Below are 22,186 nucleotides of genomic sequence, written 5' to 3'. Positions count from 1 at the left end.
CCCGGCCCCGGCCGGACATGGACAGCGCCCCGCGCGCTCCCGCCGCCTCGCATACGTTGAATCGAAACGGGGTGGGAAGGCTGGCGGCGCATGCAGCGGTTGGACGACGAGCAGGTCGAACGGATCCTCGCCATGGTGGACGCGTCCGCCGCGGCCGTCGCCCCCGACGAGCGCGACGACTCGTTCGACGACTACGCCGACCTCATGCGCACCGAGCGCGTCCTCCCCGGCACCGAGTCACACCCCGTGGACGACAGCGCCGCCGGAGTCGCGGACGCCCTCATCTTCCTCGGAATGGGCCTCACGTTCCTCGGACAGGTGGCCTTCACCGTCCTGAACGTCGCCACCAACATGGCCATTGAGCGCGGTGTCGAGAACGCCGTCACCTACCTGCGCAAGAAGTTCCGCAAAGAAGAGATCGTCGACAACGTCATGGACGAACTGCCCCTGCCACCCGAGGTGGACGCGGGCGAACTGCGCACCGTGATAGTCATCCAGGTGACCGTGCTGCTCGACGGCGACGACGCCCAATGACCGAGGCGGCCCAGCTCCGCCATCTCCGCCTCACGGACCGCGCTTTACGCGCCGTCATCGCCGCCCCCTACGCGCTGTTCGTGCCGATGCTCATGACGATCGACCATTACGGCGACTCACCCCTGCATCCCGCGGGTGAACTCCTGCTCGCACTCGGCGTCGTCACCGTCATCTGCCTGGCGGTCTTCGCTTTCCTGATCCGGGAATGGGCGGCCTGGTCGTACGAATACCGCCACGGCGGCCGCCTCCGACGCCCGATCGACTGGGACCACCGCTGGGACGGCGTCCGCCGCGCCCTGGAGAACTCCGGCCTGGACATCGACACGATCGCCGCCTACGCCGTCTTCAGAACCCACTTCAACCTGGAGACGCTGCACCCGCCCAGCCGCAGCCTGGGCGTCCTCGGCGTGTTCGCCGACTGGGGCGCCCGGCACAACCGCAAACTGATCGTCTCCGGCGCCACCGCCGGAGTCGCCATCGCCGTGGCCGGAGAACTATGGCCAGGCTGGTACGACCGCCCGCCGTTCTGGATCGGGGTGGGCGTCGCGACAACCGTCCTCATGCCCTTCGCGATATGGAACGGCTGGTCGCAGTACCGCCTGAACGCCCGCCGCCCGGAAAGCGTCGTGTTGATCCCCACTCAGTGGCGCTCCCGCCTGAGCGGCGACACCCCCACGGCCACCGCCGTTTTCCTGCACGAGGTCTCCCACGTCCGCCACCACGACGTAGCCCGCCGCCGCGTCATCGCCCTCTACGCGCACTTCGCCCAGTTCGGCGCTTTCTTGAACGCGGGAATGGCGTTCACCGTCCAGGGCTCCGAGGGCCCGCTCTTCGCCCTCTTCGTCATCATGGCCGTGAGCGGAATCCTCGCCGTCCGCCGGGCCCGCACAGCCCTCCTCCTGGTCGAGGAACTACGCGCGGACGCCGAAGCCTGCACCGACGAACCGACCCGTAAAGCCATGCACCTCTTCCTGGACAACCTGCCAACCCCAACCCGCCAAACCGCCCTGCGAAGCCGCGTTCTAACCACCCCTTGGAAGCTCAGCGTCCTATTCCCAGCCCACAAAGCCATAGCCCTAATGACCCTAGGCAACGCCGTCCCCCTCCTAACCCTCTTCACCCTCCTCTGGACAGGCACCGTCCCTCCGGCTCCAGACCTCTAACAACCAGTGGACGCCGCACCACCTAAACTGCGCCCATGCCCGTACCGGACGTGATCCCGATCAAGCATGAGCCCGACTTCCACACCGACACCATCGGCACCTACCGAGCGGGCCAGTTCTTCGCCCCCGTAACCGGCGCATACCCCAAGGACCACAACCCCGGCCCGGACTGGCAGACGCAACTGCGCTGGTACGCCGTCCTGCACAGATTCGACGCCGCAGGCTTCCACACAGGCTCAGAAGTCTGGTCGGCAGGCCCGAACCAGAAAGACCGCCGAGACGCGACCCAACGCGCACAAGCCAACTCTCCGAATGGCTGACCGCCCTCCCCGCCCGCACCTACGGCGACATAGCGATCCGCCCGTTCCAACTAGTAGTCGACGAAATAACATTCGGCCTGCTCATAGAGAAAAGACGCGGCCGACGAACCTGGGCCGAACTCCACCCCCAGGGCCTAGGTTTCGCCCCACCTTGGGACGGCCTGTACAGCACATAACTCACCCGTCCGCCCTACCAAGACGACGTCGGCGCCTACTCCAAGGACCATCCCCCTGAACCCAGTCCCGGCATCCGCGAACGACACAATCGGCGCAGGCCACAAAGATGACCGGAGAGGCCACCGCCTTAGCGGACGCAAGAGGGCAACCGACCCCCACCGCCCTACTCAACCGCTGGTGGCTACTGTGCTCCGCATGACGCACGCCGATATCGAGATCACCGCTGAGTTGGTGCGCGACCTCCTGCGCGACCAACACCCCGACCTGGCCGACCACCCAGTGACCCTCGGCGCGCGTGGCTGGGACAACCAACTGTGGCGACTCGGTGACGACCTAGCCGTCCGCCTGCCCTGGGCAACGGAGTCCGCAGACGAACTCCTACGCAAGGAGCACGCCTGGCTACCCACCCTCGCCCCGCGCCTCCCGCTCCCCGTCCCCATTCCCCAACGTCTAGGCGAGCCCTCCGCACGTTTTCCGCGCCCCTGGATCGTCACAACGTGGGTCCCAGGCGAACCAGCCGACCGCGCCCCCATCCACGCCCTAGATTCGGCGACCGCCCTGGCCGCCTTCCTAATGGCACTCCATCAGCCGGCCCCCGAACAGGCCCCCACCGGCCGAAACCGCGGAGGCAACCTCTCTAACCACTCCGAAGGCTTCGCCACCCAACTAGCCACCGCCACCGAACTGGGCCTAATCCCAGACCCCGACGCCGTCCGCGCGATCTGGGAGGACGCCGCCGCAGCGCCCCCTACACAGGCCCGGCCCTATGGCTCCACGGTGACCTGCACCCAGCGAACGTCCTCACCACGAACGGCACCATCAGCGGCGTAATCGACTGGGGCGACCTCTTCGCAGGCGACCCGGCCTACGACCTAGCAGCCGCCTGGATCCTCCTACCAGACGGCACCATCGACACCTTCCACGCCACCTACCACCCGACCCCAGACTCCGCGACCTTGCGCCGAGCCCGCGGCTGGGCACTAACCCGAGCCCTAACCGGCATCCTCATAGGCCACGCCGCCACCCAAGGCCACCCCGGCGGCAAACCCACCTGGGCCCCACCCGCCCAAACGTCCCTAACCCGCCTAACCAAACCTCACCCCTAGCCGAACACCTTGTACAACCAAGTCCTCGTCGACCCCTCACGAGGGTCCGCAACCCACCCGAGGTCCCCAAGATCCTCCGGCACACGTCCATCCCGACCACCAAGAACGTGTAGGGCCATCTGCTCGCCGACGCCCAGCGAGCAGCAGCCGAGGCCACGAGCGGTCCTCTCCGCAAGAGGGCCCTTCCATGATCGGAACTTCTGACCGCAGAGTCCAAACGATCACTGCCGCCGTCCAACCCCGTTCACCCGAATCCGAGATCATCCAACCCCGTGGTCGGTTCTCGTCAGAACGGTACGGTCTCGACCCGGTAGCCCTCATCGTCGAGATCTCCGTAGTGAAGCACGGCCTCGGTCGGCCGCAGACTGGCCGTTCGAAGCACCGGACGGATGGCCTGTAGCAGTGCCCCGGCATCAGGCCCAGAGAGATAGATCTCTGCGGCGCCCTGGCCGAACTCGTGACCGTCGACTTCACCGTCACCCGATGCTTCAAGGCATTCATCAAGCTGATGAGCCAGCGCGTAGATCGCTTTTCGTTCCGGCGCGGTGCCGTACCCGTCGCCAGTGAACGAGAACTTCAAGAACACAGCGTGCTCGGTAGACAACATGGGCTCCCTGAGGGGGCAATGGACTCGCGAACAGAGTAGAGACGTTGCACGTCGGCGTCCCACACCCGCGTCAACCAGACGAGGCACCCCAGCAAGCGCGTCGCGCTGGCGTGGCCAAGCAGGCCGTCCGGCGACCGGCGCCCACGCCGCACGCGCGCGGGCGGCCAAGCGCGGGACCGCGCCAGCAACCCAAGCGCCGCCGCCCCTTGATCCCAACAGCGCAATTCGGCAGGGACCGCTCGGCTCGGGCACGCTGACCCGTCCAGCACGCTCCCCCTCTCCGCGCACATGACCAACCAGCAGCTCGCTGAGACAACCGAGACCTTCGCCAGGCGGGCGGAGGACGCGGCCTAGCTCGGGTGCGCTGTAAGCCCCCCTGCGGAAGGGGCGAGGTGACGAGTGTCGCGATGGACCACCAGTGGTCCATGTCGGGTCCCTTCCGAGGGCGGTGTACGCGGTAGCTTGCGAGCGGGACCGAGGCGCTACCTTCGCCCCGGTCCCTCAGATCACCGGTCGGTGATCTGCTTATGGTGGCGGCCGCTCGTCGGGCGGGTCACGGCCCAGGACTTCACGTCCCCCCACACGGTCCGCTTGGGCGCGCCGGACGGGTCGATGATCCCGATGACCATCTGGGCGGACTTGGACTTGCCCGTTCCCTGCGCGCCCGGAACATCAGGACCTGGTGCGGAAGGTCGGGATGAACGCGGCCACCCGCCACGCTGCCAGCAACCGAAAACCGGTCGCGTCCATGTTCAGCAACTCGGCCAGGCTCGCCAGGCCGTCGCCGTCACGGAGCGGCTCGGGTAGTGGCTTCATCCCCCGGACCGCCGGAACAGCACGGGCGAGCGGGACTCCCGGGACCAGCCGTCCGCCCCGACAATCACGCATCGCCGTCCGGCGCCCCGAGGTCAACCACGCTCCGGCCGTCATGCCTGACGACGCGCAGCCGCAGAACGTCGTCCTGCTCGTCAACGCCCCGACCATCGACCCCAAGCCACCCCGTGAGCTGACGAAGGACGAGGTTCACGCTCTGCTCGACGTCCGATCACCGGCCCTAGCCCTACTGGCCGCTGCTGCTCCTGAGCGCGTTGCTACATAGAAGATCCAAAAGGCCCCCTCCGAAGATCGGAAGGGGCCTTTGAGCTGAGCGCACCCGAAGGGATTCGAACCCCTAACCTTCTGATCCGTAGAAACCGGCCGCCCCGCCTCGGACGGCTGCACCCCAGGTCAGAGCGTGCGCCACTGGTCGTGAGTGCTAGTGCCTGTAAGCCTCTGTTGCGGTACTTCTCTGCTGTACCGCAGCGTTCGTGGAAGTTGGACAGTCGATGGCGTGACACTCGCCGGCGAACGTTATCCGTCTTCGACTTTGACTTCGGCGCGGCAGGGATAGCACTCGTGACACGGCCAGATCTGTGCCGGGCCGCCACCCTCGTTGCTGGCGTCGAGGTCCACTGAGCGATGCCCCGCCATTGAGGGGCGGCGCTCGCTGAGCGCCGCCCCTCAATGGCTTAGATGATTGTGCCGTGAATCAGCTGCAGTAGCTGCTCGCGGAGGTCGGCTGGTATCACCAGCCACAAGGACCCCATGATGCGCAGCGTCCACAGCAGCTTATCCGGCTGGAGTAGTCGACGCCACTCGCTTAGCCTGCTACGCTGTGAAGTTGTCCTGCGTTGTTCAGACCGCTGGATGTGACGAGGAGCTCCCTCCAGGTGGCCGCCTGGATTCCGGGGGCTCCTTCGTCGTGTCGGGCAGCGCTTATCCGGCGCGTCGCGTGACCTCCTGTCCGCTGGCTGACTCACCATTGGCCTCCACTTCCGGGCCGGACATCGCCGGGCCCTGATCACGGTCGGTCATGTTCAGCCGACCTGGGGTCTGCTCAATGCCAGGTTCGTCCTCATCTTGGTGCGGGGCGCTGGCACTGGAGATCGGGTAGTAGTAAACGCCCTTGCGGCGACGGCAAAGGTCTCCACGGGCAAACCAATAGCCAAGGGCGTTGCTGACCTTCTGAGCCGCGACGTCGACGCCGATACCTGAGAGTCTTTCCACGACCTCTGGCGCCGTAAAGGTCTCCCCCGGCGTCAGGACTCGCCACACCAATCGCCGCAGCGGGATGTCTGACAGATCGTCAGCGGTGGATCGGACGAGCGGTGCGCCTCGCTGGGGCTCCGCCAGCTCGACCAGCTCACTACAGGCGATCACCAGCTCCGTTGGGAGATCTGCCTCCATTCCAGCCGCGCGGAGGGTCTTGACCGCGTCCTGCAGCGCTCGAAGGTCCTCTACCAGTCTTTGGACTTTCGGTGCTCTGCTTGGCTCAGCCATAGCCGCCATCGTTCCCGCCTCCCTTCGCCACCCCGGACGTTCCGAAGACTACACCCGACTCACGGAAACGTGAAACTGACTGTCGAGGACTGTGACCACTGCGCGCCACTGACACTGCCAGCGGATCGTAGCGTTGTACAGTGTGACAGGCGTGGACGAAGGCGTGGGTAGTTGAAGATCAGGTTGAGGCTCGCTTCTACCGAGCGTGAAAGATTCTGATATCAGTGACTCGACGCACGTAGCCAACAAGCATGCTCGCCGACCAGCCGCCTGGTTTGAGGAGGGCGACAAGATGGGCAAGGTGCTGCGAATGCTGCAGCTGAGAATCCGCACTGATCAGGGGTGGCAGGACCCGCCTTACGACCTCGACGCGCAGATCGTAGCAATCACTGGTCCAGCCGACACTGGCAAGACCTCGTTCGCAGAATCCTTGCGTTTTGGTCTCGGCGATGACTTCCATGACTGGCGTGGAGTGGTCGACCTACACCTGCGGGAGGTCGCGCTTGAGATCCGGCTCGGCAACCGCACCTACACCCTGCGCCGCGCCCGCTCAAGCAGCAGCATCGTGACGGTCACCGACGAGGTTGGCGACTTGGAGGGCCGCTTCCCTGTCCGCGCTAGCGCCGGCAACACCAGTCTTTCCGATTGGCTGTTGAACGAACTCGGCCTGGCTGAAGACTTCAGGGCTACCGGCGGCCGGCTGGACTTCCACAGCGGGATCCTGCCGTTCCTGTTCCTCGATCAAGATCATATCGACCAGTACGTCATCATGCCCGAGAATCGCGACGATGTCCGCGTCACCGCCCTCAAGCTCATGCTCGGACTCACTAACCCCGCTCGACAGGCTAGGCTCACCCAGATTCGCCGGTTAGAGGCCGAGATCCGCAGCCGTGAGAACAGGGCCAGAGTCGTCGAACGGTTCCTCAGCGAGCACCGCGTCACTACCGCTTCTGCGGTGCAGGACGAGCTTGCTGCCATGGCCACCCGCCGCGCCGAAGCCGAGCAGCGCGTGCAAGAGCTCCGTGCCGCCGCCAGTGCTGGCATTGCTGACGCTCAACAGTGGCAAACTCGGTTGCGCGAAGCGAACACCGCGGTCGCACGGGCCGAGATCGATCTCGCTGATAAACGCAAGAAACACGAGAAAGCCCAAAATGACCTGGACAAAGTCAATGAGCTGCTGCGCGCCCTAAGCATAATCGAGGATGCCGACCCAGCAGACCGCACAACCTTGGAGCTCTACTCCGAGAAGAACTGTATTTCGTGCGCGCAGCCCCTAGACATGCAGCGGGAGCCCGGTGCATGTCAGCAATGCGGCCAACCTTTGCCAGGTCACAAGCAACTCGCCCGCCGCGTTCGTCTGCAACAGCAACATCAGGAAGCCGAGGGCGAACTCACCGCAACCGAAGATCAACTCAGCGTTGCCCAGCTCGTGGCGGACAAAGCCTCTGCGGCCTTGGGTGAACTGCTCGCGCTCAATCACGAGCAAACCAAGGACGCAGTCGCTCCCCATCTTGACGCTGTTGCAGCGGCCTCCGCCGAACTGGCGAGAATTGTCCAACGCATCACCGACCTGCGCGAACTCGCCGAATCGCTGCAGCGGTTGACCGAGGAGCGCACTCAAATCGCCGAGTTGCGCAGCAAGCGGGATGCCCTCGCCGCAGAGTCAGACGATCCCGATGTCGGAATCTTCCGACCCGAGCAGGTCTTTGATTGGCTAAACGAGGCGTTCCACGAAACACTCAAAACCATAGAACTCCCCGGATACCAAGGTCGAGCCTACATTGACCCCGACCTCCTCCTTCCCTATATCGACGGCATGCCTTTCAAGGCCCGTGGAGGCGGCGGTCGCACCGCAGTCTCGATTGCCTATAGCCTCACTCTGCTCACCGAGGCGATCGAAGATGACCTCACGACCCTTCCAGGGATGCTCGTAATCGACTCTCCCAAGAAGGGGCTTGGAGCCACCAACAAGGAGGATCGCCAGTTCGCCCGCCGCGTCTACTCGCGCTTCATCGAAGCTATGCGGCGTCGAGGCCTCAGCAGCGATGGGCGGTACGAACGCCCCTTCCAGCTCATTATTATCGATAACGACAAGCCTATCGTTCCTGGCGTAAAAATCATTCACGAGTTCACGCGAGAGAGTGGATTCATCAAGAAACTACCCAAAGCAGGCAGTGGCCAAGAAATACTCTTTGAGTAAGCTTCTTCTCAATTGGTCTGCGTCACCAAACGTTCTTCTAGTTTGGATAGGACGACCGCCGGGCTTGCGATATCAGCCAGTCAGTGCGCACTCAAGGGCCTGCAACCTGGAAGCTGCTGAGCCTTCATCACGAGCCTCACGTCATTGCGAGCTTCAAGAATAAGATCTGCACCCATCCAGATCCATCCGCTGACCTGCTGAGCAACCCTCACGAGGCACTTGGGTCCCGCCCTCGTCCAGGCTTGCCAAGACCGCCATTAGGACCCGCCTAGCGAGGCTCAGCACTTTGCGCCGACCGGTCCGGGGTGCTCGTTCGCGCGAACGGCGCGCAACCCCGTGACGGACAGTCTCGCGCGAACGAGCACCCCGGCTCGCGGGGGTCCAGGGGGCGGCGCAGCCCCCTGGTTCGAGCTCGCGCAACCGCTCTTACTCACAGGGCGCTCTTCGGCCGCTGACGTTCACCACCAACCGTGCTGCCGCGGCATCGACTGCCCAGTACTCCGGTGCCTGATGAAGAGGACCAGTAGCCACCAGATCTTGATGGACCACCATAGGAGCCATACCTCGGCGACCAAAATCCACCAGAATAGGATGAAGGGGGCAATCAGCAGAGCACCACACCCGGCATTGCCTTTCCTTCCGCCAAGGGGAATGCCTCCCCCGAGAGAGAACGGCCCCGGCAATGGGATAGCCCAACGCAGACGCACACTAGCCTCCTTCAGACTGACACCCTTGCGGGGAAGCACTAGGAAGTTGGCAGAGTGTATCGATTGCTGAGACTCACAAGCTGTTGTTCTGACAAGTCACGTCTTCCTGGTTCATGCCAACTTGGTCGCTATTCAGCGTTCGGCGCGCTTAGATCATGATCTTTCGTTTGTCGTGCCGCGCTCGTGGGCGGCCGTGCACGGCGGCGCGAGACGGGACCGGACGGGACAGGCCGCATGCCCGGCTCGCAGAGCCGGGCGCGGCCGCCCGGCGACCCGCGCCAGCGGGGCGCCCTTGAAGACGTAGAGAAAGTTCTCATCCAGGGATCGGGTAGCTCGGCTGAGCCTAGGTCTCGTGGGCATGCGGCGGCCCCTGGCTTCCTGCTCGGCGGTGGGCCGGAGGCTGCCAGGGGCCGTCTACGGGTGGGCGGTCTCAGGTTGGGTGGGAGTAGCCCATGTTGAAGCCTCCGGCGACAAGGGCTGTGTGGACCTCGCTCACGCGGCGGGGGCCGATGTGGCGAACCTCCCCCAGCTTGTTGTGTCGGAGCATGTGGATGAGCTGGCCGATGTTCTCGACGTCGGCGTCGTGGTGGCGGAGGGCGTTGGTGATCCGTGCCGAGAGTTTCAGGCATGAGATCGGGCAGGTCAGCAAGTGGTTCTCGTGTGGTGGCCAGGCGGGCGAGAGGTGGGTGGGGTTGTTGGGGATGGCGCTGCGGGCGGTGCTGGTCAGCAAGGCGATCAGGTCGCCAACGGTGTGGACGCCCAGGCAGCTCATCGGGCAGTCGACGGTCACGTCTGAGTGGTTGGGGTGGTGGTCGCTTCCGCTCATCTGTGGGGCCATGGGTGTGTCCTTGCGCTGATGATCTGTTCGCGTAGTTGCCGGAGGCCGGGGGCCGACAGCAGGCACACGCCGGTGCGCAGGGGCACCATGGCCCAGAACTCCCCGGTTTGTTCGCCGTACCAGGCGCTCACGCCCGGGAACTGGTGGGTGAGGCTTCGGGCGGCGCGCTGGCGGTCACCGTTGGTGGTCATGGTCGGTGACCGCCACCGTCGCGGGGTCGGTGCCGTTGAGTCGTCGCCAGATGAGGCGTTCGACTTCGGGGACGGCCTTGGCGACGTCGGAGCAGGGGATGGGGGCGGCGCTTCCGCGGACGAGGTAGACCCAGCGGCCGAAGTGGGTGGCGGTGAGTTCCACCGCCGTGGTCGGGGCGTGGTTGGTGGGCGCGACGCGGAGCGTGGTCGGGGAGACGTGGAAGCGTCGGGTCGTGCGCCATCCCCGGTCGGTGAGCGCGAGGGCCAGGCGGTCCAGGTGCCACATCGCCAGGCGGTCGTGGCGGTCGCGGGTGCTGACCCATCGCACGAACCTGTGGGCGCGGCGGCTCCACAGCCTCAGCGTCAGCGCGGACTCATCGATCATCAGCCATCCGCCCCTTCGAGGGCCAGGACGCGGCCGATCCGCTCGGCGGCGCGTTCGGGTTCGCGCAGCGGACACAGCGGTTCGAGCTCGGGCTCGGCGTTGCGGGTCGGGCCGGACCAGACCCAGTGCCACCACAGGTCACCGTCCGGGCCGTGCGGACGGCACCTGACCTCCTGCCGCAAGCCGGGGCTCATCATCTGGCCTTGAGGGTCGTCGGGTGCTGGTTCCCCGTCCGGGTTCATGGCCATGACGGCGTCCTGGCCCCACGGCTTGGCTACAAGGCCGCGCCTGTCCAGCTCGGCTATCAGGGCGACTGCTCCGTCCCGCCACTTGCGTTGCCCGGCCGGTGGGCTTGGGTGCGCGTCCGCTGCGCCTCTCCATGGGGCGTCTTGTGGAACAGACATCGAGGTCCCTTCGGATGGTCCTCATTGAGGTGATCGGCTAGAGGCTCGCGGTGATCTTGCTGATCAGAGGCAAGGTCTCGCGATCGGTACTCAAAGTACTGGTGTAGTATTTCAAGTACAAGCCACTTCACGTACTTGCGCCGCACAATAAGTACTGGTCTCGTAGAGATCGACGAAGGAGGGGGCCGATGTTCGGCTTGGTGGTCCGGTTCACCTGCAAGGATGAGGCGAACGCCCGCGCGTTCGACCAGCTCGTGGCCGATACGGTCGAAAAGATCGAGACGGAGGAACCGGGCACTCTGGTCTACGCGGTCCACAAGGTCGACGGGCAACCGCTACAGCGGATCTTCTATGAGCTGTACCGGGACCGGGCGGCGTTCGACGCGCACGAGCAGCAAGAGCACACCCGGCGCTTCCTCGCTGCCCGTCAGGAACTGCTCGCCTCGGTGGAGGTCGACTGGTTGGACCTCCAAGTAGGTAAGGGAACGAAACGGTGAGCACGGAGTATCAGAGGGCCCTAGGGCGGCGGATCGCTCAGGAGCGCAAGCGGCGGGGGTTGTCTCAACCAGAGCTCGCGCGGCTGGTCGATCGGTCGGTTGCCTGGGTGTCCCAGGTAGAGCGCGGTGTGCGCAAGGTCGACCGGATGTCGGTCTTGGAAAAGGTCGCCGAGGTGCTGGAGCTACCGCTCTCCGAGCTGGCGGCCGAGGCTCCAGTGGTTGCGGCGACGACCGAGGAGCAACCGGGATCGGCTGGGCTGCGCCTCGTCCTTTCGGGCGCTCACTCCTTGCAGGCCATGCTGCACTCGGCGCCCGTCCCGCCTACGGCAGAGATCAGGCCGCGGGTGGAGCGGGCCTGGGAGCTGACCCATGAGAGCCAGTACTTGGAGCTGGCGGATCTGCTGCGTGGGCTTGTGCCTGCGCTGGAGTCGGCTGTGCGATCAGCGCCGGACGAGCGGCGGGCCGAGTTGTTCGACCTGCTGGCGGTGACTTATCAGGCGTGCTCGGCGGCGTTGTCCAAGCTCGGCGAGCCAGAGGCCGCCTGGATCGCCGCTGACCGAGCCATCGTGTCGGCTGAGCGTGCGGGCGATGCGCTGATGATGGCCGCCGGCGCCTTCCGGCTCGGGTTCGTCTTCCTGAGCGCGCGGCACTTCGACCAAGTCGAGGAGAACGCGCGGACTGCTGCTGAGGCGCTGTGGTTCCTAGTCGACCAGGGCAAGCGTGAAGCCATGTCGTTGTGGGGCGGGTTGACGCTGCAACGGGCTGTGGCGGCTTCGCGGCTGAATCAGGCGAACGTGGCGTATGAGCATCTGGCGCGGGCTCGCGAGATCGCCGAACGTCTGGGGGACGGACGCAACGACTACAACACTGAGTTCGGCCCGGCGAACGTCGCGCTTCATGAGGTCGCCGTGGCGGTCGAGCTGGGGGACGCCGGTCACGCTCTCCGAGTGGGCGGCGAGGTGGACACCTCGACCTTGTCCGGGGAGCGTCGGGCGCGGCTGCAGATCGACATGGCGCGGGCGCACGCTCAGCGGCGTCAGGTCGACGAAGCCCTTGCGGCGCTGCTGGAGGCCGAGTCGATCACGCCGGAGCAGATACGGAACCACCGGATCGTGCGTCAGGTCGTGTCCGACCTGCTGACCATGCAAGATCCGCCGTCCTCTGACCTGCGAGAACTCGCCGACAAGGTGGGAGCGTAGAAAAAGTACGTGCCCTAGTACTTGAAGTACTAGCAGAAACCCTGAGTACGGGGTAGCGTTCGTGTTGACGCTGAAGCACTCCTGGCGGAGGTGACGGCCCAACACGAACGCTCTTCGTATTTCAGGGGCGGAAAGCCGCTCTTGAACGGCAAGACAGGCCACAAATGAAAGTGGCCTGAGCGGGAGACCCGCCCAGGCCGGATGCGGTTAGCACCCTAGTTGGCGCTTTGATGCTACCTCGTCCGTCCCATGGCGTGTGTGCTCCCTCAGATCCATAACGCCTGCTCAGCAGGCGGACGAGAGGTGTATTCAGCATGCGCAACATTCCGGTGGACGTGTCGGCGCTGTCGTTCGTGTGCGTGTCCGCGCCGCGTCCCAAGGTCGTCAATCAGGACACGGGGGAGGTGAAGACCGACCGCAACGGCCAGACCGTGTTCACGGTGGGTCTGTCGGCGGCCGATGAGTCGGGGCGGGTGGACCTGCTCAACGTCGCGGTGGTCGGCGACCAGTCGGTGGGTATCGGGGAGATCGTCACGCCGGTCGGGCTGGTGGCCTTCCCGTGGGAGGCCGTTCTGGGTGGTGAGAAGCGGTTCGGTGTTGCCTTCCGCGCCGACCGCATCGCGCCGGTCTCGGCGACCGGTCCTGCTGGTCCGTCCGCTTCGGCGGGCGTGGCCTGAACGGCGGCCCGGTCATGACTGACATGGTCCTGGTGCTCGGGGTCCTGGCCGCTGCGGCGGCCGGGCTCTGGGCCTGGCGCCGGTTCCACCCGGTGTCGTTCTGGTACGGCATCGCCTTCCCGGCGCGTGCGGTGCTGGTGTACCTGACCTGGCATCACGTCGCCTCCGGGTGCAAGCTCACCCGCAACCGGCGGCGGTTCCGCCTCACCCTGGACGCCGTCCCTGTCGTCGGGTCGGCATCTCGGTCCGCCGCGACCGTGGTCCAGCAGCGGCGGCGGGTGCGGCGAGTCGACGTCGAGCGCGCGCCCCGTCTGGGTGTGCTTCGGCCTACTCGGCTCGGGTGGCGGATGCGGCTTCGGCTGCATGACGGGCAGGTCCCGGCCGACTACGAACGCGCGGCCGAGGGGATCGCGCACGCCTGGCGGGTTCACTCAGTGCGCGTGGTCGATGTGCGGCCCGGCTTCGTCACTCTGTGGGCGACGATGCGCGACCCACTGGTGGACGTGGCCACCGAACCCGAAACCGGCGAACTGCTGCGGGTGCGTCCCGGCAAGCTGGAAAACGGGCACGACTGGGTGATCGACTTTCGGACGGTCCCCCACTGGTTGAACGCTGGCGCGACGCAGTCAGGCAAGTCGAACCTGGCCAATGCGCTGATCAAGGGGTTAGCTCCACAGCCTGTCGCGTTGGTGGGGTTCGACCTTAAGGGCGGTGTCGAGTTCACTCCGTACGCGCCTCGGCTCTCGGCCCTGGCGACCACCCGCAAAGAGTCGGTCGACCTGCTGGCCGACCTGATCGGCGAAGTAGAGACCCGCATGGCCGATTGCCGCGCCCACGGGGCTCGGAACGTGTGGACGCTTCCCGAACCGCTGCGGCCGGTGCCCGTCATCGTCCTGGTGGACGAGGTCGCCGAACTGTTCCTGATGGCCGACAAGTCTGAGAAAGACGAGGTCTCCAGGACAGCTACCGCCCTGCTGCGGCTCGCCCAGCTCGGCCGCGCCTTCGCCATCCACCTGGTGGTGTGCGGGCAGCGCATCGGGTCCGACCTGGGACCAGGGGTCACCGCGTTGCGTGCGCAGTTGTCCGGGCGGGTGTGCCATCGGGTCAACGATCCGGAAACCGCGAACATGACGCTCGGCGACCTCGACCCGGCCGCGCTGGACGCCGCCCGTGCCACCCCCGCCGAGACTCCGGGGGTGTGCGTGGTGGCTGGGCAAGACGGCTCCTGGCACCGGGCCCGGTCGGTCTACGTCCCTGAATCCGCGGCTGAGCAAGCCGCCCGTGACTACGCCCACCTGACTCCCGACTGGGATGGCCTTGTCCGGCGTCACCTGACCGCGTCCGGCGCTGCCTAAGCACGGTCGCTCTCCTTCGTCGACTTCCTCAACGGCTCGGCGTGAGCCCTCGATTGCGCCACGTCCTTACCCGACCTGTGCCCGAACCCGCTCCTGGAGGCTCTCCGATGTCCGTCCGCGTCCTGGCCGTCCGTCCTCGGCTCGTCCCCATTCCGTCCTTCCCGGCCTTGGGTTCGTCCCGGCCGTCCGCGGTCTTGTTCGTGTCGTCCTCGTCGGGCACGTCGCCTGTGCGGGTCGGGTGGGACGAGTTGCGGGGTCTGGACGTGGCGGTGTGCTTCTCGTGCGCCGAGTCGTTCGCCTCGTCGCACGTGGCCGGGGTGGATGACTGGGCGGACGGGCATCGGTGTGACGCCGAACTGGCCGCGCTACTGGCCCTGGTCACCTCCCGGCGGGCGGCATGACCCGCCGCATTCTCGGGCCGCTGGCCGACTCCGGGCCGGTGGTGGTGCTGGCGGGGATCGCGGCGGCGGGGTCGTTCACCCACATCCGCGACACCGCCACCGAACACGGCCAAACCGGGTGGATGGCCTGGGCCATCGCGGTCTGCATCGACCTCACCTGCGTGATGGCGGCCGGGGAACGCCAGCGCGACAAGCGCACCGGGCGGGCAACGGGTCGGTTGTCGTGGCCGACGCTCGTCCTGGTCGGCGGCGTCCTGCTCTCCTTGGCCGCCAACCTCGCACAAGCCGACCCAACCGTCTGGGGCTGGTTCACCGCAGGCACTCCGGCGGGCGCGTTCCTGGTCGCCGTCTCCATGCTCGAACGCCGCAACACCAACACTACGACAACGGCCCGGCCTACACCGATCCCGCACTCCTTCGGCCGCCCGTCCTCAATGCCCTCCCCATCCCCGGCGGTCTCATCGTCCGGGTCGCCCTCGTCGCCGTGGGTGGTGTGGGAGGACGACCGTCCCCGCGCCTCGACGGTCCGGGACGACACCGACAAGGACCAGGACGAGCAGGACGACCAGACCTCGATCCCCGTTCCCGCCGCCTCGTCCGCGTCCTCGTCCCGGCCTCCGGCGCCCTCATCAGCGTCCGGACCGGCCGGGCCGCTGGTGGAGTTCGCGCGCCGGGTCGCAGTCGAACACCAGAACGAGCACGGGCGGCCCATCACCCGCGACGCGCTCCGCGCCCGCCTCGGCGTGTCCAACCAACTCGCCTCCGACCTGCTCCGCCAGATCCGCACCGAACACGCCCGCACCGAAACCGCATCCGTCGCCTAAGCCCGGCTGGAGGACATCCGCCATGACCCTCAACCCGATCGTGCAGACCACACCGCCGGTGCCCGGTGATTTTCGGCTCGTCGTGGGCTGGGTGTGCGGGACCTGCGGCGGGGGCGGCGTCGCCTCCGACGGGTCCACCTGCCCCGACTGCAACGGCCACGGCCACACCACCTGACAAGGGGACACCGCTGATGTTTCTGCGCCGCTGCGCCTTCATCGCCATGTGGGGCGTGCTGGGCCTGTACCTGATCCGGCACCCCGAAACCGCCGCCGACACCACCCGCGCCCTCGGCCATGGCCTGGCCTTCGCCGCCGATGCCCTGGCTCGTTTCACCTCGGCCCTCTGACAGTCCGGATACCCGGCGTGGCCGCAGTCGCCGGCAAGCACACAGCGACCACGCCGGGCCCGTCCCCGACCATCCGCAACCACGGACAGGGAGACCCGCCCATCGTGCCCGAACCCGCACCGCCACCGCTCATCAACGGCCCGGCCGCACGCGACATGGCCACCCGCTACAACCGGACCGACTTCCGCGCCTGGGCCCGTCGCGCCCACGCCACCGGAGGATGCGCCCAACCCATCCACCTGCGCGGAAGAGTCGAGTATCGAGACTCGCTGACCGGTGCTCTCCTGCATCGCTACTCCACGGCACAAGAACCGAGCGGCTCGCTGCGCGTGGCGTGCAAGACCCGCCGGGCGTCTCGCTGCCCGGCCTGCGCCGAGGTCTACCGCGCCGACACCTACCAACTCATCCGCGCCGGACTCGTCGGTGGCAAGGGAGTCGCGGCGTCGGTCAGTGCCCATCCGACGGCGTTCGTCACCCTGACCGCACCCTCGTTCGGTGCCGTGCACTCCCGGCGGACCGGTGCCGGTGGCGGGGTGTCCGCCTGTCACCCGCGCCGCAACGGCGGAATGTGCTTGCACGGTCGCCCGGTCTCGTGCACCGTCCGGCACTCCGCCGACGACACTCGGCTTGGGCAACCCATCTGCGACGACTGCTTCGACTACGCCGGGGCCGTGCTGTGGAATGCCCACGCTCCCGAACTCTGGCGCCGCTTCACCATGGCCTTCCGCCGGTACGTGGCACGGTCGGCCGGGCTGCGAGTGTCCGACCTGCGCGAGGTCCTCACCGTCTCCTTCGCCAAGGTCGCCGAATACCAACGGCGCGGCCTGGTCCATTTCCACGCCGTAATCCGCTTCGACGGACCCGGCGGCCCCGACGCTGCGCCTCCGGCCTGGGCGACGCACGAACTACTCAAGGCCGGTGTCGACCACGCGGCGAGCGCGGTCAAGGTCTCAACCTCGGCGGCGGGGGACGTCCCGGCCAAGGATCACGTCTGGGGCTCACAGACCGACGTACGCCCTATTTCGAGCACTGGGGAACTCACTGATCAGGCGGTGGCTGGCTACATCGCCAAATACGCCACCAAGGCCGCCGAATGCGTCGGCACCCTCGACCGCCGGATACGTCCCACCGACGACCCGGCCGACCTGCCCGTGTCCGCACACGCCCGACGGCTGATCATCGAATGCCTCCACTTGAGTTCCCTGGAGGAATTTGCCGAACTCCGACTGGCCGAATGGGCGCACATGCTCGGCTTCCGCGGCCACTTCTCCACCAAATCGCGCCGCTACTCCACCACCCTCGGCCGCCTGCGCGCAGAGAGGATCGCGCATAACGAGAAAGGACACCAGATCACCACTGGTCGGCTGCCCTTTGACGATGACGAAGTCCTCGTCATTGCCGATTGGCGTTACGTCGGCCAGGGCCTCACTCCTGGTGAAGCGCTGCTGACCGCCGCGCTCACCGGACAGCGAATGCCGTCGCTGCATGCATCGCCCTAAGACCCGGACGGGTCGCTCGCTCGGTTCCTGTTCCACGCCTGGAGGCGTTGACGTGTCAGAACTCGTCCTCACGGTCGATGAAGCGGCCGACCGGCTCCGCGTTAGCCGCTGGACGCTCTACAACCTCATCCGCTCCAACCAACTCCGCACGCTCAAGATCGGCCGCCGCCGTCTCGTCCCCGTCGACGCAATCGCCGAACTCCTCAACGAACTCATGGAGGACGTCGCCTGATGCCCAGCACCACATCCGCCGTCCCCGAAGAGCCGGAGGACGGAAAGAAGCGCAAGAGCACCCGCAGTCGAGCCAACGGGGAAGGCTCCATCTACCCCTACCGCAACGGTTACGCCGCCTACGCCTGGGTGACCACCCCCGCCGGGGAACGCACACGGAAATACGTCTACGGCAAGACCCGCGACATCGTCCATGACAAATACATCAAGCTTCTCAACGAAGCCAAGCAACGCCCGATCGCTACTAGGATGCCGACCGTAGAGCAGTACCTCACCTACTGGCTCACGGACGTGATCGAACCGAACCGGGAGCCGAACACCTATTCACACTATGAGCTGATGTCTCGGCTTCATGTCATCCCCGGCCTGGGTAAGAAGCGGCTCGACCGGCTCACCGTGCGGGACGTTCAGAAGTGGCTGAACGGTGTTCCCGGCAAGTGCCAGTGCTGCGCCCAGGGCAAGGACGCGCGACGTCCCAAAGAGCACAAGAACCCGCGCAAGCGGCAACGGTGCTGCGCCATCGGGCAGTGCTGCAAGGACTACCCGAGTCGACGGACCATCACCGCAGCACGCAACACGCTCCGGGCCGCACTGAACCAGGCGCGGACGGAAGAGATCATCTCCCGCAACGTCGCCGCCCTCGCCAAGGTCCCGACCGCGCGGAAGCGGACCCGCAAAGCATCCACGTGGACCGTGGAAGAAGCGCGGCGGTTCCTCGAATACGCCAGGGAAGCCAACGACCCGCTATACGCCGCGTGGGTGCTCATCCTCGTCATGGGCATGCGCAAGGGCGAAGTGTTCGGCCTCCGCTGGGCAGACATCGACTTCAAGGCCGACGAACTGACCATCGAATGGCAGCTACAGCGCGTCGGATCCCGCCTCATCCACAAGGAGCGCACCAAGACCGACGGCTCTACCGACGTGCTACCGCTGCCATCGGTGTGCACCTCGGCGCTGCGTGTGCGAGAGCGCCAGCTCGCCGAGGCTCGGGACACGGCTGGCGACGACTGGCAGGCAAACGACCTCGTCTTCACCACACGGACTGGCCGGGCGATCGAACCACGCAACGTCAACCGCGCGTTCGAGTCGCGGTGTGCCGCCGCGGGCGTCCGGGTGATCCGGGTGCATGACACGCGGCACACGTGCGGCAAGCTGCTGGCCGCGCTCGACGTCCACCCTCGCGTGGCGATGCAGATCCTCAGGCACAGCCGGATCAGCATCACGATGGAGATCTACACGGAGGTTCCGTCGGAGGACACTCGGGCGGCCCTCAAGCGGCTCGGGGACCACCTGCGGCAGGCTGGCGGCGACAGTGGCGAGGCGTCCGTGTAGCTGTACTTCGCTGCTGTACCTGCTACTACGAAGGCCCCTTCCATGATCGGAAGGGGCCTTTGAGCTGGGCGCACCCGAAGGGATTCGAACCCCTAACCTTCTGATCCGTAGTCAGATGCTCTATCCGTTGAGCTACGGGTGCCTGCCGGGATTACTGTACCGGCTCCGTGGGGCTGACTGCGAATCGGTTGCGGTACAGGTCGGCGTGGGAGTGTGACTTGAGTCACGGAACTCTTTGTGGTGGACGGGTGTCAAAGGGGTCATCGGGACGGGTGTGACCTGAGAGTCTGGCCCGTCCGGAAGATCCGAAACCCCCTGAAGGAGAATCCTCATGCGCATGTCCGCCACCACGCTGGTCGGCGTCGTCGCCGTCGGTGGCCTGATGCTCGCTTCCACGGGATGCGGGGCGATCGACGCCGTCGCCGGTGGCAAGAAGCGCACCGCCTGCAAGAACATCGAGACGGAGCTGCGGAGCTTCTCCACCGGAAGCATGTCGATGACGTCGCCCAGCGGTGCGTCCTCGACCGCCCAGAAGTTCACCGACACTGCCGCCAAGGTGCGGTCGGAGGGGCAGAGCGCCGGCGGGGACGTCGCGTCCGCCGCCACGGCGTTCGCCGGGGACCTCGACAACACGGCGGAGATGCTGCGGAAGCTGAGCTCCGGCGACACGTCGTCCATCGGGCAGCCCGACACCGCGGCCATGCAGCGGCACGGGAACGACCTCGCCGAGGCCTGCGGGTTCAGCGCGTTCCGCCTGGGCTGACGTCCGGCGATCCGCTCCTGCGGCCCCAGGGGCGGACGTTCGGTAAAGGTCGTCGCGTCGCGGCGGCGACTCGGACTATGCTGCTCGTCGGGCTTTGCCGGTTGGTGCGCTGAACCGGTAGCCTGTCTGGGCCTGAAGGCTCTGGAGGATTCGCCTAGTCCGGTCTATGGCGCCGCACTGCTAATGCGGTTTGGGTTCACGCCCATCCGGGGTTCAAATCCCCGATCCTCCGCCACCTGACAAGGGCTTTGCGTGAGATTGCGATCTTGTGCAAGGCCCTTGTCGCATTCCAGGGGTCTGTTTTCGCGGCTGCTGTGCTGCCCCGGTGCCGCTGTCCGAGTCCGTCGAGGTAGAGGGGACGGCGGGGCGTGTTTCTTCAGTGGCAGGGGCGGGGGCAGGGGAGGCCGAGGGTTAGGGCTGTGCCGACTGTTAGGTGCATTCCGAGGAGGACCAGGCGGCTGGTTAGGTCGGTGCCGCTGGTCAGGGGGCCTGTTAGGGAGAGCGCCAGAGTGGTCAGGGCGATTATGCGGAACGTCCGGGTGGGGTGGCGGACGGTGCGTTCGAGCAGGGCGAGGAGGGCCCAGGCGGCCAGGCCGGCGGTCAGGGCGGTGGCCGCGACGGCGGCCGGGCCGATGTGGCCGCCTTGGCGGACGGTGAGGTCGGTGCCGGGCCAGGGGGCGTTGACGGCCCACAGGAGGAGGGCGCCGGTTGTCGCGGCGGTGACGGTGATCGCGCGGCCCTTGCGTCGGGCGGTGGGCTTGTTGTTCGTCATGGGAGGAGATTCGCGGTTCGGGTTGGGGTGGTGCATCGGTCGGTGGGGCTCGTCGATGCCTGCTTAGGGGGAGGTGACCACCAACTTTGGAAGGTGTTGGTGTCTGGTTTGTGCCGGTTAGCCTCGCCGGGTGAACAGGTTCTCCCTTGGGTCGAGAGTCGGCGCCGGCGTCCAGGCCGTGGTCTTGGGTGTGTCCGGGGTGCTGGTCGCGATCACGGTCCTCGTGTGGTGGGGTGGGCGCGCGGCCGGGCCGCTGCTGGTGGTCGATGTCGTGGCGGGTGTGCTGAGCTGGGTGTTGACGCCGTTGACGCTGCGGCGGCCGGTCGCCGTCGCGGGGGTGCTCACGGTGCTGGCCGCGGTGTCGCCGGCGGCCAGCCCGCCGGCCACGATCGGTGCTCTGCAGGTGGCGTGGCATCGGCGCTTTCCGGTTTCGATCGCGGTGGCGGCGGCGGGGGTTGGTGCGCACGCGGTCCGGGGGGCCTGGCGGCCCAACGGCGGGTTGCCTTACGGGTGGTGGCTGGTGCTCGTCATCGCGGGTTACGGTGCGCTGCTTGGGTGGGGCGCGTGGGCGCAGGCTCGTGCCGCGCTGGTCCGTTCGCTGCGGGAGCGGGCCCGGCGCGCCGAGGCGGAGCAGGGGCGCCGGGTGGCGGAGGCGCGCATGCTGGAGCGCCGCCGGATCGCGCGGGAGATGCATGACGTCCTCGCGCACCGGCTGTCGCTGCTGGCCACGTTCGCGGGCGCGATGGAGTACCGGCCGGACGCCTCGCCGGAGAGGTTGTCCCAGGCTGCGGGGGTCGTCCGGGACGGGGTGCACCAGGCGCTAGAGGAACTGCGGGACGTGATCTCGCTGCTGCGCGACGACGACCCGGCGACCGGCGAGGGCAATCGTCCGCAGCCGGTGCTGGCCGACGTCCCGCGCCTGGTCGAGGAGTCCCGGGGCGCCGGTACCGAGGTGCTGCTGCGTGAGGCGGTGGACGATCCGGCCGAGGCGCCGCCCGCCGTGGCGCGGACGGCGTACCGGGTCGTCCAGGAGGGGCTGACCAATGCGCGCAAGCATGCGGTCGGGCAGCCGGTCCGGGTCGTCCTGCGTGGTGGGCCCGGCGCGGGGCTGGAGGTCGACGTCCGGAACGCGCTGGCGGCGGAGCGCTCGGTGTCCGCGTGGTCCGGGGGTGCGGGGCTGGTGGGGCTCACCGAGCGGGTGCACCTGGCGGGCGGACGGCTCGACCACCAGACGGTCGACGGGGAGTTCCGGCTGCACGCGTCGATACCATGGCCCGCGTGAATCCCCCGGTGCGCGTCCTCGTCGTCGACGACGACGCGCTCGTCCGCGCCGGGCTG

Annotated in this window: 25 protein-coding genes, 2 tRNA genes and 1 pseudogene; 19 read left to right on the top strand and 9 right to left on the bottom strand. The window is 67.0% G+C overall.

Annotated elements, in window-relative coordinates; translation table 11 throughout:
* Positions 1–90 precede the first annotated feature (90 nt).
* From ACH01S_RS39670 to ACH01S_RS46880, 4 genes and pseudogenes are all read left to right on the top strand, one after another.
* Positions 91–534, top strand: a complete 444-nt coding sequence (locus tag ACH01S_RS39670) for a hypothetical protein (RefSeq protein WP_067905044.1) — start codon at positions 91–93, stop codon at positions 532–534.
* A complete protein-coding gene (locus ACH01S_RS39665) occupies positions 531–1,697 on the top strand; it encodes a M48 family metallopeptidase (RefSeq protein WP_067905041.1) in 1,167 nt (388 codons plus the stop codon). Before ACH01S_RS39670 ends, ACH01S_RS39665 begins: the two co-directional genes overlap by 4 nt.
* Positions 1,698–1,732: 35 nt before the next feature.
* On the top strand, positions 1,733–2,017 hold the full coding sequence (locus ACH01S_RS45645) for a hypothetical protein (RefSeq protein ID WP_218010557.1): 285 nt from the start codon (positions 1,733–1,735) through the stop codon (positions 2,015–2,017).
* A gap of 372 nt (positions 2,018–2,389) precedes the next feature.
* A pseudogene (locus ACH01S_RS46880) lies at positions 2,390–3,300 on the top strand (aminoglycoside phosphotransferase family protein).
* Between the two features lie 286 nt (positions 3,301–3,586).
* Here ACH01S_RS46880 and ACH01S_RS39660 read toward each other — a convergent pair.
* From ACH01S_RS39660 to ACH01S_RS39655, 4 genes are all read right to left on the bottom strand, one after another.
* Positions 3,587–3,907 (bottom strand): hypothetical protein, encoded by a 321-nt coding sequence (locus ACH01S_RS39660; protein WP_067905038.1) that lies wholly within the window; start codon positions 3,905–3,907, stop codon positions 3,587–3,589.
* A 506-nt stretch (positions 3,908–4,413) separates the two neighbouring features.
* Complete coding sequence (locus ACH01S_RS46455; protein WP_255220387.1) at positions 4,414–4,536, bottom strand: hypothetical protein; 123 nt, start codon at positions 4,534–4,536, stop codon at positions 4,414–4,416.
* Positions 4,537–4,579: 43 nt separating this feature from the next.
* Positions 4,580–4,723: a hypothetical protein gene (locus tag ACH01S_RS45640; RefSeq protein ID WP_218010556.1), complete on the bottom strand. Its 144-nt coding sequence runs from the start codon at positions 4,721–4,723 to the stop codon at positions 4,580–4,582.
* 939 nt (positions 4,724–5,662) lie between these two features.
* Complete coding sequence (locus ACH01S_RS39655) at positions 5,663–6,133, bottom strand: hypothetical protein (protein WP_067905035.1); 471 nt, start codon at positions 6,131–6,133, stop codon at positions 5,663–5,665.
* Positions 6,134–6,518: 385 nt separating this feature from the next.
* Here ACH01S_RS39655 and ACH01S_RS39650 point away from each other — a divergent pair, with 385 nt between their 5' ends.
* Positions 6,519–8,426, top strand: a complete 1,908-nt coding sequence (locus ACH01S_RS39650) for a hypothetical protein (protein ID WP_067905032.1) — start codon at positions 6,519–6,521, stop codon at positions 8,424–8,426.
* Positions 8,427–9,563: 1,137 nt separating this feature from the next.
* Here the strand turns inward: ACH01S_RS39650 and ACH01S_RS39645 are convergent.
* From ACH01S_RS39645 to ACH01S_RS39635, 3 genes are all read right to left on the bottom strand, one after another.
* Positions 9,564–9,971, bottom strand: coding sequence for a DNA-directed RNA polymerase subunit alpha C-terminal domain-containing protein (locus ACH01S_RS39645; protein WP_067905029.1), 408 nt, complete (start codon positions 9,969–9,971; stop codon positions 9,564–9,566).
* A gap of 174 nt (positions 9,972–10,145) precedes the next feature.
* Entirely contained in the window at positions 10,146–10,547 is a 402-nt protein-coding gene (locus ACH01S_RS39640) for a hypothetical protein (protein WP_067905026.1), read from the bottom strand.
* The gene (locus tag ACH01S_RS39635) at positions 10,547–10,795 is read right to left on the bottom strand and encodes a hypothetical protein (RefSeq protein ID WP_148344171.1); all 249 of its coding nucleotides are present in this window, start codon (positions 10,793–10,795) and stop codon (positions 10,547–10,549) included. The genes ACH01S_RS39640 and ACH01S_RS39635 overlap by 1 nt, the downstream gene beginning before the upstream one ends.
* A gap of 344 nt (positions 10,796–11,139) precedes the next feature.
* On the opposite strand from ACH01S_RS39635, the gene ACH01S_RS39630 reads away from it, so the two are divergent.
* From ACH01S_RS39630 to ACH01S_RS39590, 11 genes are all read left to right on the top strand, one after another.
* Positions 11,140–11,448 carry a putative quinol monooxygenase gene (locus ACH01S_RS39630; protein WP_067905020.1) on the top strand — a complete coding sequence of 103 codons (309 nt, stop codon included), beginning with the start codon at positions 11,140–11,142 and terminating at the stop codon, positions 11,446–11,448.
* Positions 11,445–12,647: a helix-turn-helix domain-containing protein gene (locus tag ACH01S_RS39625; protein WP_067905017.1), complete on the top strand. Its 1,203-nt coding sequence runs from the start codon at positions 11,445–11,447 to the stop codon at positions 12,645–12,647. The genes ACH01S_RS39630 and ACH01S_RS39625 overlap by 4 nt, the downstream gene beginning before the upstream one ends.
* A 314-nt stretch (positions 12,648–12,961) precedes the next feature.
* On the top strand, positions 12,962–13,324 hold the full coding sequence (locus tag ACH01S_RS39620) for an SCO3933 family regulatory protein (RefSeq protein ID WP_067905014.1): 363 nt from the start codon (positions 12,962–12,964) through the stop codon (positions 13,322–13,324).
* 23 nt (positions 13,325–13,347) lie between these two features.
* A complete protein-coding gene (locus ACH01S_RS39615; RefSeq protein WP_306303281.1) occupies positions 13,348–14,679 on the top strand; it encodes an FtsK/SpoIIIE domain-containing protein in 1,332 nt (443 codons plus the stop codon).
* A gap of 107 nt (positions 14,680–14,786) precedes the next feature.
* On the top strand, positions 14,787–15,080 hold the full coding sequence (locus ACH01S_RS39610; RefSeq protein WP_067905009.1) for a hypothetical protein: 294 nt from the start codon (positions 14,787–14,789) through the stop codon (positions 15,078–15,080).
* Positions 15,077–15,904, top strand: coding sequence for a DUF2637 domain-containing protein (locus tag ACH01S_RS39605; protein ID WP_067905006.1), 828 nt, complete (start codon positions 15,077–15,079; stop codon positions 15,902–15,904). The genes ACH01S_RS39610 and ACH01S_RS39605 overlap by 4 nt, the downstream gene beginning before the upstream one ends.
* A gap of 22 nt (positions 15,905–15,926) precedes the next feature.
* A complete protein-coding gene (locus ACH01S_RS44205) occupies positions 15,927–16,079 on the top strand; it encodes a hypothetical protein (protein WP_157406361.1) in 153 nt (50 codons plus the stop codon).
* A gap of 16 nt (positions 16,080–16,095) precedes the next feature.
* On the top strand, positions 16,096–16,251 hold the full coding sequence (locus tag ACH01S_RS44770) for a hypothetical protein (protein WP_169809433.1): 156 nt from the start codon (positions 16,096–16,098) through the stop codon (positions 16,249–16,251).
* Between the two features lie 155 nt (positions 16,252–16,406).
* Positions 16,407–17,750: a replication initiator gene (locus tag ACH01S_RS39600; RefSeq protein ID WP_067905003.1), complete on the top strand. Its 1,344-nt coding sequence runs from the start codon at positions 16,407–16,409 to the stop codon at positions 17,748–17,750.
* 52 nt (positions 17,751–17,802) lie between these two features.
* On the top strand, positions 17,803–17,982 hold the full coding sequence (locus ACH01S_RS39595; protein ID WP_067905000.1) for a helix-turn-helix domain-containing protein: 180 nt from the start codon (positions 17,803–17,805) through the stop codon (positions 17,980–17,982).
* Positions 17,982–19,313 carry a site-specific integrase gene (locus ACH01S_RS39590; RefSeq protein WP_083981674.1) on the top strand — a complete coding sequence of 444 codons (1,332 nt, stop codon included), beginning with the start codon at positions 17,982–17,984 and terminating at the stop codon, positions 19,311–19,313. Before ACH01S_RS39595 ends, ACH01S_RS39590 begins: the two co-directional genes overlap by 1 nt.
* A gap of 69 nt (positions 19,314–19,382) precedes the next feature.
* Here ACH01S_RS39590 and ACH01S_RS39585 read toward each other — a convergent pair.
* Positions 19,383–19,455 (bottom strand) — tRNA-Arg (locus tag ACH01S_RS39585).
* Between the two features lie 189 nt (positions 19,456–19,644).
* Between ACH01S_RS39585 and ACH01S_RS39580 the strand changes: the two genes are divergently transcribed.
* Together ACH01S_RS39580 and ACH01S_RS39575 are read left to right on the top strand one after the other, a co-directional pair.
* On the top strand, positions 19,645–20,076 hold the full coding sequence (locus tag ACH01S_RS39580; protein WP_067904997.1) for a hypothetical protein: 432 nt from the start codon (positions 19,645–19,647) through the stop codon (positions 20,074–20,076).
* 143 nt (positions 20,077–20,219) lie between these two features.
* Positions 20,220–20,311, top strand: a tRNA-Ser gene (locus tag ACH01S_RS39575).
* A 141-nt stretch (positions 20,312–20,452) separates the two neighbouring features.
* Here ACH01S_RS39575 and ACH01S_RS39570 read toward each other — a convergent pair.
* Complete coding sequence (locus ACH01S_RS39570; protein WP_067904994.1) at positions 20,453–20,848, bottom strand: DUF6069 family protein; 396 nt, start codon at positions 20,846–20,848, stop codon at positions 20,453–20,455.
* A 130-nt stretch (positions 20,849–20,978) separates the two neighbouring features.
* Between ACH01S_RS39570 and ACH01S_RS39565 the strand changes: the two genes are divergently transcribed.
* The gene (locus ACH01S_RS39565) at positions 20,979–22,130 is read left to right on the top strand and encodes a sensor histidine kinase (protein ID WP_218010555.1); all 1,152 of its coding nucleotides are present in this window, start codon (positions 20,979–20,981) and stop codon (positions 22,128–22,130) included.
* Positions 22,131–22,186: the final 56 nt, after the last annotated feature.

The organism is Actinomadura chibensis NBRC 106107, assembly GCF_001552135.1.
Taxonomy (GTDB): Bacteria; Actinomycetota; Actinomycetes; order Streptosporangiales; family Streptosporangiaceae; genus Spirillospora; species Spirillospora chibensis.
This window is presented reverse-complemented; position numbering and strand designations above follow the sequence as displayed.